This is a genomic window from Kibdelosporangium persicum (assembly GCF_013280595.1).
Classification (GTDB): Bacteria; Actinomycetota; Actinomycetes; order Mycobacteriales; family Pseudonocardiaceae; genus Kibdelosporangium; species Kibdelosporangium persicum.
Window position 1 is genome coordinate 58303 of the sequence record NZ_JAAATY010000031.1, and the last position, 17488, is coordinate 75790.

18 protein-coding genes are annotated in these 17488 nt (G+C 68.7%); 11 read left to right on the forward strand and 7 right to left on the reverse strand.

Features of this window, described 5'->3' with window-relative positions; all coding sequences use genetic code 11:
• Positions 1-143 precede the first annotated feature (143 nt).
• The 4 genes from GC106_RS37565 (at position 144) to GC106_RS37580 (ending at position 3677) form a co-directional block, all read left to right on the forward strand.
• Positions 144-1640: a glutamate-cysteine ligase family protein gene (locus tag GC106_RS37565; protein ID WP_173140443.1), complete on the forward strand. Its 1497-nt coding sequence runs from the start codon at positions 144-146 to the stop codon at positions 1638-1640.
• A 9-nt stretch (positions 1641-1649) separates the two neighbouring features.
• Entirely contained in the window at positions 1650-2246 is a 597-nt protein-coding gene (locus GC106_RS37570; RefSeq protein WP_173140445.1) for a TetR/AcrR family transcriptional regulator, read from the forward strand.
• Positions 2247-2303: 57 nt separating this feature from the next.
• Complete coding sequence (locus GC106_RS37575; protein ID WP_173140447.1) at positions 2304-2954, forward strand: biliverdin-producing heme oxygenase; 651 nt, start codon at positions 2304-2306, stop codon at positions 2952-2954.
• A 90-nt stretch (positions 2955-3044) separates the two neighbouring features.
• Positions 3045-3677, forward strand: a complete 633-nt coding sequence (locus GC106_RS37580; protein WP_173140449.1) for a superoxide dismutase — start codon at positions 3045-3047, stop codon at positions 3675-3677.
• A gap of 232 nt (positions 3678-3909) precedes the next feature.
• On the opposite strand, the gene GC106_RS37585 is transcribed toward GC106_RS37580, so the two are convergent.
• The 3 genes from GC106_RS37585 to GC106_RS37595 are packed head-to-tail and all read right to left on the reverse strand — an operon-like array spanning position 3910 to position 7182.
• A complete protein-coding gene (locus GC106_RS37585; RefSeq protein ID WP_173140550.1) occupies positions 3910-5232 on the reverse strand; it encodes an MFS transporter in 1323 nt (440 codons plus the stop codon).
• Between the two features lie 7 nt (positions 5233-5239).
• On the reverse strand, positions 5240-5671 hold the full coding sequence (locus GC106_RS37590; RefSeq protein WP_173140451.1) for a MarR family winged helix-turn-helix transcriptional regulator: 432 nt from the start codon (positions 5669-5671) through the stop codon (positions 5240-5242).
• 50 nt (positions 5672-5721) lie between these two features.
• On the reverse strand, positions 5722-7182 hold the full coding sequence (locus GC106_RS37595; RefSeq protein ID WP_173140453.1) for an NCS2 family permease: 1461 nt from the start codon (positions 7180-7182) through the stop codon (positions 5722-5724).
• 18 nt (positions 7183-7200) lie between these two features.
• On the opposite strand from GC106_RS37595, the gene GC106_RS37600 reads away from it, so the two are divergent.
• Positions 7201-7479, forward strand: a complete 279-nt coding sequence (locus GC106_RS37600; protein ID WP_173140455.1) for a DUF2530 domain-containing protein — start codon at positions 7201-7203, stop codon at positions 7477-7479.
• 175 nt (positions 7480-7654) lie between these two features.
• Here GC106_RS37600 and GC106_RS37605 read toward each other — a convergent pair whose 3' ends face one another.
• Complete coding sequence (locus GC106_RS37605; RefSeq protein ID WP_312873199.1) at positions 7655-10462, reverse strand: sacsin N-terminal ATP-binding-like domain-containing protein; 2808 nt, start codon at positions 10460-10462, stop codon at positions 7655-7657.
• 59 nt (positions 10463-10521) lie between these two features.
• Positions 10522-11271, reverse strand: coding sequence for a DUF3027 domain-containing protein (locus tag GC106_RS37610; RefSeq protein WP_173140457.1), 750 nt, complete (start codon positions 11269-11271; stop codon positions 10522-10524).
• A gap of 43 nt (positions 11272-11314) precedes the next feature.
• Here GC106_RS37610 and GC106_RS37615 point away from each other — a divergent pair, with 43 nt between their 5' ends.
• Genes GC106_RS37615 through GC106_RS37625 form a run of 3 tightly spaced genes read left to right on the forward strand, consistent with a single transcriptional unit; the run spans position 11315 to position 14348 of the window.
• Entirely contained in the window at positions 11315-12085 is a 771-nt protein-coding gene (locus tag GC106_RS37615) for a glutaminyl-peptide cyclotransferase (protein ID WP_173140554.1), read from the forward strand.
• Positions 12086-12130: 45 nt separating this feature from the next.
• A complete protein-coding gene (locus tag GC106_RS37620; RefSeq protein WP_173140459.1) occupies positions 12131-13882 on the forward strand; it encodes an MFS transporter in 1752 nt (583 codons plus the stop codon).
• A gap of 10 nt (positions 13883-13892) precedes the next feature.
• Positions 13893-14348 (forward strand): DUF2771 family protein, encoded by a 456-nt coding sequence (locus tag GC106_RS37625; protein WP_173140461.1) that lies wholly within the window; start codon positions 13893-13895, stop codon positions 14346-14348.
• Positions 14349-14505: 157 nt separating this feature from the next.
• Here GC106_RS37625 and GC106_RS37630 read toward each other — a convergent pair whose 3' ends face one another.
• Positions 14506-14892, reverse strand: a complete 387-nt coding sequence (locus GC106_RS37630) for a cold-shock protein (protein ID WP_037254337.1) — start codon at positions 14890-14892, stop codon at positions 14506-14508.
• Positions 14893-15039: 147 nt separating this feature from the next.
• Between GC106_RS37630 and GC106_RS37635 the strand changes: the two genes are divergently transcribed.
• Positions 15040-15225 (forward strand): hypothetical protein, encoded by a 186-nt coding sequence (locus GC106_RS37635; protein WP_173140463.1) that lies wholly within the window; start codon positions 15040-15042, stop codon positions 15223-15225.
• Here the strand turns inward: GC106_RS37635 and GC106_RS37640 are convergent.
• Positions 15203-15814, reverse strand: a complete 612-nt coding sequence (locus tag GC106_RS37640; RefSeq protein WP_173140465.1) for an HAD family hydrolase — start codon at positions 15812-15814, stop codon at positions 15203-15205. The two genes, GC106_RS37635 and GC106_RS37640, sit on opposite strands and share 23 nt — an antisense overlap.
• A gap of 83 nt (positions 15815-15897) precedes the next feature.
• Here GC106_RS37640 and GC106_RS37645 point away from each other — a divergent pair, with 83 nt between their 5' ends.
• Both GC106_RS37645 and GC106_RS37650 read left to right on the forward strand, forming a co-directional pair.
• Positions 15898-16488 (forward strand): TetR/AcrR family transcriptional regulator, encoded by a 591-nt coding sequence (locus GC106_RS37645; protein WP_173140467.1) that lies wholly within the window; start codon positions 15898-15900, stop codon positions 16486-16488.
• A gap of 24 nt (positions 16489-16512) precedes the next feature.
• Positions 16513-17487, forward strand: a complete 975-nt coding sequence (locus GC106_RS37650; RefSeq protein WP_173140469.1) for a R2-like ligand-binding oxidase — start codon at positions 16513-16515, stop codon at positions 17485-17487.
• Position 17488: the final 1 nt, after the last annotated feature.

Consider the following 17488-nt stretch of genomic DNA (forward strand, 5'->3'; position numbering starts at 1 on the left):
GCTATGACAACCGGCCTTTCTACAGCGGAGCGTTATACACGGGTGACGGACAGCACCGATTTGGCCGCTAGCAATTCCGCTAGTTGTTGTGTCAACGTTGGATTTCCCGCTAGTGGCGCCGAGCCGAGCGAAGGGGAGGCGGCATGGGAAGGGACGTGACGACCGGGGCCTACTCCCGGGAGGAGCGCCAACGGTATCGCCGCAAGGTCCAGCGGTGTCTTGACGCATTGGCCGCGATGCTCACCAGTGAAACGTTCGCGTTCCACCGCAGGCACATGGGCCTGGAGATCGAGCTCAACCTGGTGGACGACAAGCTCAGCCCGGCGATGACCAACGCCGTGGTGCTGGAGAAGATCGCGGACCCGGACTTCACGCTGGAACTGGGGCAGCACAACCTCGAACTGAACGTCCGGCCGCGCCCGCTGGACGGCAGCGGGGCGATCGAACTGGAACAGGACATCCGCTCCTCCTTGACCAGAGCCAACTCCAAGGCGCACGACGCGGGCTCGGACATCGTGATGATCGGCACCCTGCCCACATTGCGGGAAGAGCACTTCGACGCCCGCTGGCTCTCCCCAAGCAGCCGCTACGCGGTGCTCAACGAGCGGATCTTCGCCGCGCGCGGCGAGGAAATGCTGCTGCACATGGAAGGCGACGCGTTGCCCGGCCGCGGGCCGGACCGGCTGCGCAGTTACGCGGAGTCGATCCTGCCCGAGGCGGCGTGCACGTCCGCGCAGCTGCATCTGCAGGTCGCGCCCGAGGACTTCGCCGCGCACTGGAACGCGGCGCAGTGCCTGGCCGGGCCCCAGGTCGCGCTCGCCGCGAATTCGCCTTTCCTGCTGGGCAAGGCACTCTGGCACGAGACCAGGATCCCGTTGTTCGAACAGGCCACCGACACCCGGCCGGAGGAGCTGAAGAACCAGGGTGTGCGGCCGCGGGTCTGGTTCGGCGAACGGTGGATCACGTCCATTTTCGACCTGTTCGAGGAGAACGTCCGGTACTTCCCCGGGCTGCTGCCGGAGGTCGAGGACGAGGACCCGATGGCCGAACTGGCCGAGGGCCGGGTGCCCGCACTGCGGGAACTGAGGCTCCACAACGGAACGATCTGGCGGTGGAACCGTCCGGTCTACGACGTGGTGGACGGCGTGCCGCACCTGCGGGTGGAGAACCGGGTGCTGCCCGCCGGTCCGACCGTTGTGGACCTGATCGCCAACGCCGCGTTCTTCTACGGCGCGCAACGCGCACTGGTCAACGAGGATCGTCCACTCTGGACGCAGATGTCGTTCCAGGCGGCCGAGGAGAACCTGTACTCGGCGGCCCGGCACGGTTTCGGCGCGCAGCTGTACTGGCCGGGCATCGGCTGGATCCCGCCGGACGAGCTCGTCCTGCGGCGACTGCTTCCCATGGCGCACGAGGGTTTGCGCGACTGTGGCGTGTCGGATGCCGCGCGGGAGCGGTACCTCGACATCATCGAGCAGCGCTGCGTGGCCCGCCGCAACGGCGCCTCGTGGCAACGGGAGACCGTCGCCACGATGGAGCAGCGCGGGATGAACCGGGACGCGGCACTCGTCGGCATGCTGCGGGCGTACATGCAACTGATGCACACCGGGGAGCCTGTGCACACGTGGCCGGTCGGTTAATGTCAACGCATGCCGAAAATCCTCGGCGAATCGCTGGCCGAGCACCGCTCGCAGGTGCGGGCGAAGGTGTTCGACGCGATGCGCACGCTGCTGTACACGCGCGGCTTCGACGCGATCACGCTGTCCGGCGTGGCCTCGGCGGCCGGAGTCGGCCGGACGGCGATCTACAACCACTTCCCTGACCGGGAATCACTGCTGGTCGCGTTCGTCGAACACGAGACCTCGCAGTACGTGACCCGGCTACGGGAGGCGCTCGCCGCGGTGGACGACCCGGTCGAGGCGTTGGCCGTGTTCGTCCGCATGCAGTTGCGAGTGCTTGCCGGGCGGCACACGCCGCCAGGCGCGAAGCTCAACGCCTTGCTGTCGCCGGAGGCGTACCAGCGGATGGCCGAGCACGTGGATCCGATCACCGCGGAGCTGCGGTCGATCCTGGAGTCGGGCGTCTCATCAGGGCAGATGGTGGCCGAGGACGTGGACGTCCTGGTCACGATGATCACGGCGAGTCTGGCGTCTCGCGAGGTCGTGGACGCCGGAGCGGAGCTGGAAGACACGATCGAGACCGCTGTGCGCTTCGTCCTGCGAGGAGTCGGAGTTAGGGTGGCCTAACCGCACGAGGTGATCTATCCTTTTCTGACAGTGGTGTCAGATAAAGGAGCCGTGCGCATGAGCCCGACGTTCTCGGAAACCCTGCGAGCTGCGACGTTGCCCGTGCACGAGCAGGCCAACCACTCGCCCTACATCTCGGCGCTGCTGGGCGGAGAGTTGTCGGTGGACGCGTTCGCGGCGCTGGCCGGCCAGTTGTACTTCGTCTACTCGGCGCTGGAGGACGCGGCCGAGGCGATGAAGGACGACCCGATCGCGGGAAGGTTCGTGTTCCCGGAGCTCAACCGCGGGGACGCGCTGCGGCAGGACATGGCCTACTACTTCGGGCCGTCCTGGCAGTCCGTGATCACACCGCTGCCCGCGACGTCGGCGTACTGCGACCGCATCCGCGAGGCAGGTCTCTCGTGGTCAGGCGGGTTCGTGGCGCACCACTACACGCGCTACCTCGGCGACATCGCCGGTGGCCAGATCATCCGGCACAAGCTCCGCAAGCTGCACGGGGTCGAGGGCCCCGGGTCGATGTTCTACGTCTTCGACCAGATCCCGAGCGCGCCCAGGTTCCGGGACAACTACCGCGCGCTGCTGAACGACGCGCCATGGACTGCCCAGGAGCGCAAGGACGTGATCATGGAGAGCATCCGCGCGTACGAGCTCAACGTGGGCGTTTTCGCCGCTCTCGCCGACGAGATGCCCAGGTATTCCATGTCCTGAGCGTGATCATGGTCGCCTGACGCCGGCCCTCTTATTGCGAGTAGGTTGCAAGTAGCAGATACTTGCAATGCCTACCCGTAAGGAGGGCCGATGGCCCCGTACGTCCTGCCGGACCTGGACTACGACTACGGCGACCTCGAGCCGGCGATCATCGGTGAGATCAACGAGCTGCACCACGGCAAGCACCACGCCGCGTACGTCAAGGGCGCCAACGACACGCTGGAGAAGATCGACGAGGCCCGTGACAAGGGCGACTTCGGCTCCATCGTCGGCCTGGAGACGACACTGGCGTTCAACCTCGCCGGCCACTCCCTGCACCAGGTGTGGTGGAAGAACCTCAGCCCGAACGGCGGCGACAAGCCGACCGGTGAGCTGGCCGCGGCGATCGACGAGTTCTTCGGCTCGTTCGACAAGCTGCGCGCCCAGCTGAACGCGGCGGCCACCACGATCCAGGGGTCCGGCTGGGGCATCCTGTCCTGGGACCCGGTCGGCCGGCGCCTGCTGACCCAGCAGCTGAAGGACCATCACGCGAACCTGTCGATCGCCACGACGCCGCTGCTGGCGTTCGACGTGTGGGAGCACGCGTACTACCTGCAGTACCGCAACGTGAAGGCCGACTACATCAACGCGCTGTGGAACGTCGTCAACTGGGAGGACGTCAACCAGCGCTTCGTCGACGCCCGTAACGGACTGAACGGCCTGCGAGTCCCGCAGGCCCAGTGAAAGCCTGGCAGCGGATGCTCCGACAAGCGAAGCTGCCATAAGGAACGCCCCCGGCCGGAAGGCTGGGGGCGTTCCTTATGGCTTGTGCGCTACCCCGTTCATGCCACTGTTGCGGTGTTAGTGAGGGTAGGCTAACCTCATACTCGTCCGCTTCGTGGTGGGAGCGGCAGTCAGTTCGGGAACAGTGAGAACCCCGGCCCGCCGGCCGGGGTTCTCATCTCTTCGGTCCAGTTCACACGGTCCCGCGGGCCTCCACCCGGCGCGCGGCGAGACCGGCCCGCCAGCGCAGGACCAGGCCCAGGACCAGCGCCGCGAGGATCGACATCACGCCGCCGACCAGGAACGTCGACCGGCCGCCGAACTGGTCGGCCAGCCAGCCCGTCATCGGGCCTGCGATCGGGTTCCCGCCCAGGAAGACCAGCATGTACAGGCCCATCACCCGGCCCCGCATCTCCTGGTCCACTGACAGCTGCACGGTGGTGTTGGCCGTGTTCATGAACGTCATCAGCACAAGGCCGACCGGGATCAGCGCGATCGCGAAGGACGTGTACGTCGGCATCAGCCCGGCCGCGATCTCCAGGACACCGAACACCAGCGCCGAGCCGAAGACCATGCGTAGCCTCGGCGTGCCGCGCACACTGCGTCGCGCCGCGAGCAGCGCGCCGGCGAGCGTGCCGACCGCGAGCATGGTGGACAGCAGGCCGTAGCCGTCGGCTTCCTTGTGGAAGACGTTCGCGGCCATGATCGCCAGCGTGGTGAAGAACGTGATGCCGAACGTGCTCACGCAGAACACCAGCGTCAGCACCGCCACCAGGTCGGCGCGGCCACGGACGTAGCGCAGGCCTTCGCGCAACTGCCCCTTCTTGCGCGCGATCACCGGTCCGCGGTGCAGTTCCGACGGCCGCATCATCAGCAGGCCGGTGATCACCGCGGCCGTGGTGGCCGCGTTGATCAGGAACACCACGCCGGTGCCGACCCAGATGATCAGCAGACCGGCCACGGCCGGGCCGACCACCCGGGCCAGGTTGAACGACGACGAGTTCAGCGCCACCGCGTTGCTGATCTGGCCGACGCCGACCATCTCGCTGGTGAACGACTGCCGCACCGGGGTCTCCAGCGCCACGAACACACCGAACACCAGGCACAGCACGTAGACGTGCCAGACCTGGACCAGGCCGGAGACGTCCAGCACGCCGAGGATCACCGCACACCCGGCCATCGCGGACTGCAGGAGGATCAGCAGTTTGCGTTTGTCGAGACGGTCGGCGAGCACGCCCGCGTACAGCGACAGGAACAGCGTCGGCGCGAACTGCAGCGCGGCGGCGACGCCGAGCGCGACCGGGTTGTTGCCGGTGAGGGTGAAGACCAGCCAGTCCTGGGCGATCCGGTTCATCCAGGTGCCGACGTTGGAGACGACCTGGCCGGAGAAGAACAGCCGGTAGTTGCGGATCCGCAGGGAGGCGAAGGTGCCCTGCTTCGGCTGCTCCGGCGGTGGCGGTAGGTCTGAGTGGAAGTTGCTTGACTTCTTCTCTCGGGTCCCACCCGTGCCGGTCAGCACCTCTTTATTGCCCCGCCATCCTGTCGATGATCTCGGCCGCGCGGGAGAGCGTCTCCCGCTCGGATTCGTCCAGTTCGGACAGTCGGGCGTCCAGCCAGGCCTCGCGGGCGGCCACGTCGGCCAGGATGTACCCCAGTCCCCGCTCGGTCAGCTCGACGATCACCTGCCTGCCGTCGTTGGGATGGGCCCGCTTGCTGATGTAGCCCATGTCCTCGAGCGCGGCGATCACCCTCGTCATCGAGGGCGGCTGTACGCCTTCACGTGCGGCCAGTTCGCCGGGCGTCATCGGGCCGCACTTGTGCAGGCTGGACAACGCCGAGATCTGGCTCAACGTGACCGACTGACTTGTCCGTTGTGCCCGGAGCCTGCGGTTGAGACGCATCACCGACAGCCTGAGTCGGCTGGTCAGCGAGTGCTCATCGGCGGAACCGGACACATACTTAGCATACCTTATGAATTGGTGACCTGGTCGAACGTCACGCAAGGTCACCCGATAGCACCCTGGATCGGGCCGACCGCGAAGTACGCCACGAAGGCCACGGCGACCACCCAGAGCAACGGGTGCACGGTCCTGGCGCGGCCCGACACGATCCGCAGGACCACAAAACTGATGAAGCCGGCGCCGATGCCGTTGGCGATCGAGTACGTGAACGGCATGACGACGATGGTCAGGAACGCGGGCAGCGCCATCGTGAAGTCGGTGAAGTCGATCTCCTTGATCTGCGCCATCATCAGCACGCCGACGATGACCAGCGCGGGAGCCGCCGCCTCCACCGGGACGACCTGGTAGAGCGGTGTGAGGAACATCGCAGCGATGAACAGCAGGCCGGTGACCACGTTGGCCAGGCCGGTCCGTGCGCCTTCGGCGATACCGGACGCCGACTCGATGTAGACGGTGTTGGAACTGCTGGACGCCGCGCCACCGGCGACCGCGCCGAGCGAGTCGACGAACAACGCCTTGCCGACGCCGGGCAGCTGGCCGTCCTTGCCGATCACGCCCGCCTCCTTGCCGAGGCCGGTCATCGTGCCGACGGAGTCGAAGAAGTCCGTCAGGATCAACGTGAACAGCAGCAGCACCACGGTCAGCGCGGGCACCCTGCTCCACGCGCCGAACGAGAAGTCCCCGAGCAGGGACAGGTCAGGCAGGCCGACGGCCTGCTCGGGCATGGCCGGATAGCCGAGGTTCCAGCCCTTGGGGTCGATGCCCTGCGACGGCCCGGCCTTGACGATGGCCTCGAGCGCGATCGCGAAGACGGTGCTGAACAGCACGCCGATCAGAATCGCGCCCTTGACCCGTTTGGCCATCAGGATGCCCGTGACCAGCAGCCCGACGACGAACACGAACGTCGGCCACGACGCGATCGACCCCGAGATGCCCAGGCCGACCGGGACCGTGGTGTTCGCCGCGTCCGGAATCCGCCGGACGAACCCGGCGTCGACAAGCCCGATGAGCGTGATGAACAGGCCGATGCCCACGGCGATCGCGGCCTTCAACGGCTGTGGCACGGCGTTGAACACGGCCGTCCGCACGCCGGTCAGCACGAGCACCATCACGATCAGGCCGTTCAGCACGACCAGGCCCATCGCCTCGGCCCACGTCATCTGCGGCGCCAGCGTGACGGCGACGAAGCTGTTGATGCCCAGCCCGGTGGCCAGCGCGAACGGGTAGTTGGCGATGACGCCGAACAGGATCGTCATCACCCCGGCGACAAGCGCGGTGACCGCCGCGACCTGCGGAACGGGCAGGATGTCGCCGACCACGTCGCGGTGCGCGGACGGGCCGTCGGCGGCGAAACTGCCGATGATCAACGGGTTCAGCACGACGATGTAGGCCATGGTGACGAACGTGACCAGGCCGCCGCGGATCTCTCTGCCCGTCGTCGACCCACGTTCGCTGATCTTGAAGAACCGGTCGAGCGCGCCGCGGCGGCTGGTCGTTTCGGCCATGCGGGTAGCCTTCCAAACGTGGCGTCCAAAAAGGAACCCGAATCGCCAGGCGAAACCGGAAAGTCACTTCCGCCGCCCCCGCCCCCACCGGCGCGGCTGGTGGACCTCTGGCAGATCGTGATCGTCGGCACGATCGTCTGGGCCGGCGTGCTCGCGGTGGCCCTGTTCACCGGGCCGGGCATCCTGGCGTGGACCGCGTTCACCGGCATCGTGCTGGGCGGCATCGGCATGGCCATCATGACCTGGCAGCGTTCCGCCGCCCGCCGCGGCTCGAAAACCGCCCAACAGGGCCTCTGACTCGTGTGTCCACCACTCCGGCACCATGAAATTCCCCTAGCAGCCACAGGCTTGGCCCGTTCGGGCTGACGCCACCGCCCGAGTGGCCAACTCGGGGTGCTGGAATGCGCAACTCGGGGTGCCGGAATGTGTGTTTCGGGGTGCCGGAATGGTGGACACGGCGGTGTGGGGGTGGCTAGGCCAGGACGGTGCTCGGGTCGGGGTCTTCGAGGATCGCGTGGATCACGTGCCGGTCGATCCACCGGTCGGACGCCCAGGCCAGCGCCCGTGCGAGACCGTCCGGGGTGTCCTCGCAGTGCACGCGGTTCTGACGGTCGACCCACCAGTGCACGCGCTGGCCGTTCGCCGTGAGCTCGTCGTGCACGATCACGCCCTCAAGCGGCAACTCGAAGCCGAGCAACTCCGCGGCCACGACGACAGCACCCAGTTCGGCCCACGGCACCAGTTCGCCGCCGGTCACGTCACCGGCCGACTCGGAAGCAAGCGGTAGGTCGAGCAACTCGGCCAGCGGCTCGGCGGCGTCGTCGTCCAGCGCGGCGACGACCCGGTTCGGCGGCAGAACAGCCAGGAGCCACGGGGCATCCAGCACGACGCAGTCCTCCGCGTCCACGGCCTCGCCGGACAGCACCCGGACACGTTCGGGCGCGTCGAGCAACGACACGTCGACGGAACCGGCCAACGCCGCGTGGGCGCGCAACGACACGCCGTGCGGAACGGTCCGTGCCGGATCGCCGAGGCGTTCGAGCAGGTCCTCCGCGTCGGCGGCGTCCTTGATTTCCAGGCGGGTACGGACTCCGGCCGCCGCGGCCAGCTCGTCGCCGAGCTCGATCGGCAACGGGTCGTAGAGGCCCACGAGGTCCGAGGCTCCGGCGGTCCGCCACGTGCGAGGTGCCTGGCCTTCGAGCAGGGCGTAGCGGGAGATCCACCAGGCGGTGTAGCCGCCGGGTTCCCGCAGTGCTTGCCATGTCGCGGGTTCGAGCGCGAGCAGCCGCAACGCCTCCGGCCACTTGTCGTCCGCGACCAGGTCGAGGTCCCGGACGGCCACGACTCGTTTCGGCTCCTCGGCGCCGGAGGACCACCACTCGTCCTCGTCCGCCAGGTCGTGCTCGGGGCCGATCGGCTCCTCGTCGACGATCACGGCGAAGCCGGTCAGCACGCCGACCGCCGACAGCACGTCCGCGGACCAGCGTTCGGCGAACTCGGGATCGAGCAGCCCGAGCGGCGAGTCCGGGTCCAGCACTTCGAGGAAGCGCGAGCCGGGCAGGGCCAGCTCGTCCGCGGCCCGCCAGTCGCCCTCGGAATCGGGCAGCGCCAACGACTTCAGCCACGGGCGGCCACCGGCCTGGCCGACCAGGCCAAGAACCGCGTGCGCGAGACCGGAGACGATCAGACCCGCCGAAGCGTCGGCGACGCTGCGTTCGACGGCTTCCTGCAACGCGTCCAGCAGTTCGGACGCACCCGCGTGCCGGGCGCCGAGCCGTTCCAGCAGCGGATGCGCCGCATCCGGGTGGACCAGACGCAGACCCGGAACGTCCAGGTCCGACAGGAACTCCGGCTCGTCGGCCAGCAGTGTTCCGCGCGGTCCGGGCAGCGTACGGCCGTCCACCAGCGGAACCGGCAGGCCGCTGAGGTTCTCCCGGATCGCCGCGTCGTTCTCGGCGAACGGCGCCAGCGCCTCGTAGACCCTGCGCCACCACGAGGGTTCCTGGTCGATGCCGGTGATCGCGGCGACGACCTCCGAGATCCGCAGGCGTGAGATCTCCAGCGCCGCCAAGGCGTGTGCGTGCTCCGGCTGGGCGAGCTGGGCGGACGCCAGGTTGGGCACGACATCCGAAAGCAGGTCCGCCAACGCGTCCGACGGGATCTCCAGCACCCTGGCCGAGGCCGGGGCCAGGGACTCCAGCACACCGGGCAGCCAGGCGTGCGTGCGCAACTCGGCGATCAGCAGGTCCCGGATCTGGGCGTCCACATCGGACCGGGGGAACCCGGGCACCGGCACCAGGGCCGTCCGGTGCGCCTCGGGGATGTCGAAGACCAGTGCGGGGTAGAGCTTGGCCGCTTCCGCCAGCACCTCGGCGACCGCCGGTGAGGACATCACGCGGCGACGGGAGGCCTCGATCGGCAGGCTGGCCAGTAGCCGTGCGGGCAACGAAAGCCGCTCGTCGGTCGGGGTCGGGGCGTGCAACACGTCTTCGGTCAACGGCTGCGGCACGCCGGACTCGCTGACCGGGATCGCCCAGCAGACCATCCACTCGGTGCTGGTCTCCATGCCGAGACCGGCCGTGTCGGACAGTTTCCCCGTCGCCCGGCGCAGCATCCAGCGGGTCGTGCCCTCCGGGCCGGTCAGCACCACCGTGTCGGCGGAGTCGGTGCTGGTCCACCGCGAGTCGCCGACCTCGATCGACGCCAGACCGGGCAACGCCAGCAGCAGGTCCGGCGCCTGCTCACGGAAGCCCGCCAGCAGCGCGTCCTGGTCGACGTCCGGCCGCAACGGCAGCCGGACCTCGGTGTCGAAGCCCTCGGGCGGCACCGAGGCGGTCGGCCAGACCAGGCGCAACACCGGCACCTGGCCGGCGCGTGCGGCCACGTGGTCCTGGATCTCGGGGATCTCCCGGGTCCGCCGCGCGGAGAACCGGACCGAGCCGGTGGTGGAGACGACCTCGGGCTCGTCGGTCACCGACAGGACGGCGGAGAAACCGACGCCGAACTGCCCGACCGTGCCGAGGATGTCCCGCTTCGCCGAAGCACGCAGCGAAGCCAGGGCCGCGACGCCGTCGGCGTCGAGCGGCGCGCCGGTGTTGGCCGCCCGCAGCTCGTTGTCCACAATGGACAGCCGGAGCCGTCCGCCGAACCCGGCCGCGTCGGCGGCGTTCTGGGCCAGTTCCACCAGCAGCCGATCGCGGTACGCGCCGAGCCGCAGGTCTTCCTCGGCGTTCGCGTCCTCACGGAACCGCGTCGGCGAGGCGCTCCACGCTGCCAGCACTGCCTCTCGTAAGCGCCGCGTGCCGAAAGGGTCCGTGCCGACAAGCAATTCGTCGTTGCTCACTCTGCCGGGGCCCGCTCGACGTCCAGCAACGAGTCGTCGTAGATCAGGTCCGCCACGAGCACCGGCGACCCCTGGTCGATCCGCAGCTCCGAGTGGGCGCCGCAGCCGTACTGGACGTGCACGACGTGCCCGTCGGCCGGCGAGATCTCGTTGCCGCAGACGCCGAACGCGGCCCGCAAGGAGCCTGCGACCGGCAGGTAGAAGCCACACGTGCCGCAGTGTTCCGGCGCGCTGCGGGCCATGTCCGAGCGCGGCCCGAACTCACCGTCCTGCCAGCGCGCGGCCGCGTCCTGGCGAGCCGGCCGGGACATCACGCGGACGCGGCCGAGGCCGATCTCCCGCGCGACCTCTTCCACGGCCTCGTCGTCGGACTGCACGTACGCGGGCACGAGCCGCGGGTCGTCGGGGGACGTCGGCAGCAGATCGCCGACACCGAGGTCACCGGCCTGCACCCGCTGCTGCCACGGCACCCACGCCGGAGCCACGAGCGCGTCGGGCCCGGGCACGAGCACGACCTCGCTCACGGTCACCTCGGTGCCGGGACCGGCGTTGGCCACCGTGACGGCCCAGTGCCAGCCGCGGTAGCCGGGCTTGTCGGCCTCGAACCGGTGCGTGACCGCGGCTTCGCTCTCCGGCTGCACACCCACGTGCGCACCGACCTCGTCACCGGCTTCTTCACGGGCGGCAGCGCGGGCGCGCTCCACCGCGCCGGCGAGGGCAGCGTCTAGTTCGGGCGTCGTGCTCATCACGAAGATTGTGCACCACGTGTGTCACCCTTCCCGCGTGAAGGTGCACGTTGTTCTCACGGCCTGCGTATTGCTGGCGTCTTGCGGCACCAGCACTGCTCCGAATGCGGAGCCAGGGCCCGTGCGGATGCGGGCCGAGGTCGTCGAGGTGCTGCCGCACGATCCGAAGGCGTTCACCCAGGGCCTCGAACTCGACGGCGACCGCCTGTACGAGGGAACCGGCCTGGAAGGCGAGTCCAGCGTCCGCGAGGTCGACCCGCGGACCGCGCGGGTGGCGAAGAAGGTCGACCTGCCGTCGCCGATGTTCGGGGAGGGCGTGACCGTCACCGGGTCCGCGATCTGGCAGCTGACCTGGAAGGACGGCGTGGCGATCCAGCGGGACAAGCAGACGCTCGCCGAGGTCAGGCGGGTGCCGTACACCGGCGAGGGCTGGGGGCTGTGCCACGACGGGCAGCGCCTCGTGATGAGCGACGGCACCGACAAGCTGACCTTCCGCGACCAGGACAGCTTCGATCCCGTCGGCGAGGTCCGGGTGCGCTCGGGCAGCGAGCCGGTCACCCGGCTCAACGAGCTGGAATGCACGCCGGACGGGGTGTACGCGAACGTGTGGCAGACCGACACCGTCGTGCGGATCGACCCGGCGTCCGGGTCTGTCACGGCCACGATCGACCTGACCGGACTGCTGACGCCCGCGGAACGGGCGAACACGGACGTGCTCAACGGCGTCGCCGCCGTCCCCGGAACGGACGAGTTCCTGGTCACGGGCAAGTTGTGGCCGAAGATGTTCCGGGTGAAGTTCGTCACGGCCGGTTAGGTATCTCCGTGTGTGGCGGCCAGGGCTTTACGGCAGGATGGAGTTGTGCTTCGTTCCGGCTCTGACGACCAAGGCGGGGACCGGCCTGCCAAGGGCCGGAACCCGAAGAAGACCCGTAAGTGGACTGCCCGGCAGCCGCAGCAGTTCAGCGAGCGCCGGCAGCCACCTCCGCCTCCGCCGCCGAGGCGCCAGCCGCCTCCACCGCCGCCGCCCGTGCCGGAGGAGTACCGGCAGACCACCCCGTTACGCCGTGAGCAGCCGCCCCCGCCGCCGTCGACCCGTTATGGCCCTGACGGCTATCCGGTGCCTCGTACCGGCCACACGGGCCCGTACGACTACTACGACGAACCGCCTCGGCAGCAGCCTCCCCGGCAACAACCCGAGCAACAGCCGCCCGAGGCGCATCACGGTGCGGAAGCCGCGGCGCTGCCGCGCGGGGGCATCCCCCACATGCCCAAGAAGCTCACCGTCACGCGTGTGGCGGCGCTGCGCAGCAAGCAGCTGACGCAGCAAGCGGTGCACGCGTTCAAGCGCGCCGCGAAGGCCGACGGTGCCGAGAAGTCCGGTCTCACGTCGCTGACGTACGCGACGATGCTGAACTACGCCAGCGACGCCGCCATGGCCGTCGCGTTGGCGAACACGTTGTTCTTCGCCGCCGCGAGCGCGGACAGCAGCAAAGGCAAGATCGCGCTGTACCTGCTGATCACCGTGGCACCGTTCGCGCTGGTCGCGCCGGTGATCGGGCCCGCGCTCGACCGGATCCAGCGCGGCCGCAGGCTCGCCATGTGCGTGGCCTCCGCGGGCCAGGCGTTGATGTGCGTCGTGATGGCCACCAACTTCGACTCGTGGCTGCTGTACCCGGCCGCGCTCGGCAAGATGGTGCTGTCGAAGTCGTTCACGGTCCTCAAGGCGGCGGTCACGCCGAGAGTCCTGCCGCCGGAGATCACGCTGTCCAAGACCAACGCCCGGCTGACGACCTTCGGCCTGGTGGCGGGCATGGTGTTCGGCGGGATCGCCGCGGGGCTGACGCAGATCTTCAACTCCGAGGCCGCGTTGTGGTTCACCGCGGCGATCTGTGTCGCGGGCGCGGTGCAGGGCATGCGGATTCCGGCGTGGGTCGAGGTGACCGAGGGCGAGGTGCCCGCGACGCTGTCGGCGACGCCGAAGCGGCCGACCCGCCAGCCGATGGGCCAGCACGTGGTGATCTCGTTGTGGGCCAACGGAACCGTCAAGGTGCTGACCGGCTTTCTGATGATGTTCTCGGCGTTCGCGATCCGCGCGGAGACCGAGGGCAAACCGGCCCAGCAGTTGCTGCTGCTCGGCATCATCGCGGCCGCGGCGGGCATCGGCAGCTTCGGCGGCAACGCCATCGGCTCCAAACTGCTCGTGTCCAGGCCTGATCAGATGGTGCTCGGCTGCGTGGTCGCGTGTGTCACGGCGACCGTGGTCGCCACGATCCTGCCGGGCATCGGCACGATGGCCATCGTCAGCCTGATCGCGTCGACGGCCGCGGCCCTGGCGAAGAACAGCCTGGACGCGGTGATCCAGCACGACCTGCCGGAGGAGTCGCGCGCGTCCGCGTTCGGCCGGTCGGAGACCGTGCTGCAGCTCGGCTGGGTGTTCGGTGGCGCGCTGGGCGTGCTGCTGCCGACCACGTTCTGGGTCGGTTTCCTGGTGATCTCGCTCCTACTGGCGCTCGGGATGGTCCAGACGATCCTCGCGACGAAGGGGAACTCCCTGCTCAACGTGGTGCGCCGGGCCACCCCGGCGCGGCGGGCGGGCACCGAAACCCCGTAGTCTTCCGACCGTGCGCCGATTTGGAATTGCCTCGCTGGTGACGGGCGGACTGCTGCTCGCGGGTTGCGCCGCGCCGCACGACCCGGAGGTCACGTTCTTCGCCGACGGCGAGACCGTGCGGATCACGCCGTCGCCCGTCTGCGACCCGGCGCTCGAGGAATGCCAGCCGACCGGCGAACTGCCCGTACCCGGCGGAAAGCCGCTGAACATTTCCGTGCCCAGGCAAGTCGCGGACGCACCATGGCTCGTGGTGTTCCGTTATCGAGCGGCCGACGGCTCAGTGCAGAAGGCCCGCTCATCACTGTTCCGCGCAGGCGAAACCTACGCGTACACGCTCCGGACGCCCACGGCAGGCGACCAGCTGATGCACGTGGAAGTGCAGCGAATAGGCGAACTGGGCTCGAACGAGAACAAAGAACTCTACTTCGGCGTCGACGCCAGCTGGTCCCTGAGGGTGCTCTCGTGAGTGGTTTGTCCCATGCATGCGCATAGCTGTAATCCGAACTAACCACTCACGACAGACGCGAACCAGCCGGGCTGGGACGCGTGTCGTGAGTGGTTAGTTCTGGTACCGGGACAAACCACTCACGAAGAACCGGCGTAGCCACTCACGAGATGAGCCCCTACGGGTCCAGTTCGCGGGCTACGGCGCGGACTACTTCGGCGATTCGCTTGGTGGCTTTGCGATCCGGGTAGCGGCCCCGCCTCAGGTCCGGTTGCACCTTGGCTTCCAGCAACTTGATCATGTCTTCGACGAGGCCGTGCAGCTCCTCCGCCGGGCGCCTGCGCGCCTCGGCGACCGAGGGCATCGGATCGATCAACCGCACCGAAAGCGCCTGCGGGCCACGGCGGCCGTCCGCCACCCCGAACTCAATGCGTTGTCCCGCCTTGAGTCCCGTCACGCCAGGCGGCAGCGCGGAAGCACGGACGTACACGTCCTCCCCGCCGTCCTGCGTGACGAACCCGAAGCCCTTCTCCGAGTCGTACCATTTGACCCGTCCGGTCGGCACAGCTCTCACCGTTCCCTCGTCGACTCCATCAGCCGCGCGGTTTCCACCCTCCACGCCGCACGACTAACGCGCCCCGGGCACGCCCAGGACGCGTCGTACCAGCCTATGCCAAACCGGGGTCCCGGCGTAGCGCATACTCTGCTGCCTGTGTCGAAGTTCAGCCTGTTGCCCGCGGCCGTGGCGATGTTCGTCGTGGGCCTGATCGCGATCATCGCGGTGTTCGTGCTGTACGCCACCGGGCAGACCAATCTGTCCGTCTGGCTGTACGTCGCGGCGATGCTGCTGCCGATCGGCCTGGGACTGGGGATTCTCAGCGTGGTGCGGCGGCGCTGAACCAGTCAGGGAAGTCGGCCAGGCTGGCGAGCACCACGTCGGCGCCGGCCTCGGTCAGCATGGCGGCGTCACACGGCCCGGTCGTCACGCCGACCGCCAGTGCGCCCGCCGCCGCCGCGCCTTTCATGTCACCGATGTGATCTCCGACGTACACGCCGGCGCCGTGCAGTTTCAGCGCTTCCGCCTTGCCCGCCGACCACAGGTCCCCGATCAGGTGGTCGACGTCCCAGCCCAGCGCCTCGATGTGCAGTTCGGCGTTGCGCTGGTACTTCGCCGTGACGATCACCGTCCGTCCGCCCGCGGCCCTGACGGCGGCCAACGCGGCCTCGGCGCCAGGCATGGGCACGGTCCTGGGGATCACGATCTCCGGGTACGAGGCGCGGAACCGCGTCACCAACCCGTCCACCGTGTCCTCGGGGATGCCGACGGCAAGGAACATGTCGCGCAACGGCGGGCCCATGTTGGCCACGATGAACTCACCGTCGATCGCCACACCGGTCTCCTCGGCCAGGGCGGTCATCGCCACGAGGATGCCGGGCCGCGCGTCGATCAGCGTCATGTCCAGGTCAAAGCCGACAGTCAGGGTCACGTCATCACCCTAGGTGACTTTACGAACCCCTCAATCGAGTCCAGGCTGTTGACACGGTCACAGTCCGTGTCAACACTGGGGCCATGACGGAGATCACACCGTTCGCCGAACGGGTGCGGCTGTCGTTACGCGAAACGCTGCTGGACGCAGCCGCCGAACTGCTGGCCGAACGGGGTTTCGCCGGGCTGCGGATGATCGACGTGGCGACCAGCGCCGGGGTGAGCAGGCAGACGGTCTACAACGAGTTCGGCAGCAAGTCCGCGTTGGTCGACGCGGTCGCGTTGCGGACGGTCGCGGAGTTCCTCAGCGGCAGCGAGGAACGCTGGCGCGCGACGGAAGACCTGGCGTCAGGTCTGCACGCGACGGTCGAGCACACCGTCCGGCACGGCCGCGAGAACCGCCTCGTGGCCTCGGTCCTGGGCGGCGCGCAGGCCGAGGACCTGTTGCCGTTCCTGACCACCCGGGCCGAACCGGTGTTCCGGCCCGCCATCGAGCAGACCGTCCGCAACCTGGCCGAGCGGGTCCCCGCGTTGCCGCCGGAACCCGCCGCGCTGATCGCCGAGACCGTCGTCCGGCTCGCCGTCAGCCACATGTTGCTGCCCGGCGGGACGCCGTCCGAAGCCGCCGACGCGGTGTGCGCGGTGGTCCTGCCCGCGATCGAGGCCCATTCCTGATCGTCATCGGCAAAGGAGCCAGTCATGACCGACACGACATCCGAACTGCGGACGGGCTTCGCCTCGCTGCGCGCGGGCGGCCTCAACTGGGACTCGTTCCCGCTCAGGCTGTTCGTCAAGGGCAACGCCAGGTTCTGGAACCCGGCCGACGTCGACTTCGGCAAGGACCGGGCCGACTGGGAGACGCTGACCGACGAGGAACGCCGGTCGGCGACGTACCTGTGCGCGCAGTTCATCGCCGGCGAGGAGGCGGTCACCGAGGACATCCAGCCGTTCATGAAGGCGATGGCCGCCGAGGGCCGGATCGCCGACGAGATGTACCTCACGCAGTTCGCGTTCGAGGAAGCCAAACACACGGAGGTGTTCCGGCGCTGGATGGACGCGGTCGGGCTGACCGGCGACCTGCACTCGTTCGTCGGCGAGAACCCTTACTACCGCAAGCTTTTCTACGACGAACTGCCCAACTCGCTCGCGGTCCTCGAACACGATCCGAGCCCGCTCAACCAGATCCGCGCCTCGGTGACGTACAACCACGTGATCGAGGGGACGCTGGCCCTGACGGGCTACTACGCGTGGCAGAAGATCTGCACCAGCCGCGGCATCCTGCCCGGCATGCAGGAACTCGTCCGCCGGATCGGCGACGACGAGCGCAGGCACATGGCGTGGGGCACGTTCACCTGCCGCAGGCACGTCGCCGCGGACGACTCGCTGTTCGACGCGGTCATCCAGCGCATGGGCGAGTTGCTGCCGATCGCGTTGAACATGATCGAGTGGGTCGGCAGCCAGTTCGAGGAGCCGCGCCCGTTCGAGTCCGATCCGCGGGAGTACGTCGCTTACGCTGGTGACCGCGCCCAGCGCCGGCTCGGAGCCATCTCGTCGGCCCGGGGCACGCCGGTCGCCCAGATCGACCTGGACTACTCACCCGAGGTGCTGGAGGACCAGTTCGGCGCAGAGGACGCGAAGGTCTTCGCGGACGTTGTCGCAGGTAAGTCGCAGTAAT

Coding starts and splice junctions, on each gene's coding strand:
- GC106_RS37645 (WP_173140467.1), top strand. CDS start 15,898: ATGACGGAGATCACACCGTTCGCCGAACGGGTGCGGCTGTCGTTACGC.
- GC106_RS37650 (WP_173140469.1), top strand. CDS start 16,513: ATGACCGACACGACATCCGAACTGCGGACGGGCTTCGCCTCGCTGCGC.
- GC106_RS37570 (WP_173140445.1), top strand. CDS start 1,650: ATGCCGAAAATCCTCGGCGAATCGCTGGCCGAGCACCGCTCGCAGGTG.
- GC106_RS37610 (WP_173140457.1), bottom strand. CDS start 11,271: ATGAGCACGACGCCCGAACTAGACGCTGCCCTCGCCGGCGCGGTGGAG.
- GC106_RS37575 (WP_173140447.1), top strand. CDS start 2,304: ATGAGCCCGACGTTCTCGGAAACCCTGCGAGCTGCGACGTTGCCCGTG.
- GC106_RS37580 (WP_173140449.1), top strand. CDS start 3,045: ATGGCCCCGTACGTCCTGCCGGACCTGGACTACGACTACGGCGACCTC.
- GC106_RS37595 (WP_173140453.1), bottom strand. CDS start 7,182: ATGGCCGAAACGACCAGCCGCCGCGGCGCGCTCGACCGGTTCTTCAAG.
- GC106_RS37565 (WP_173140443.1), top strand. CDS start 144: ATGGGAAGGGACGTGACGACCGGGGCCTACTCCCGGGAGGAGCGCCAA.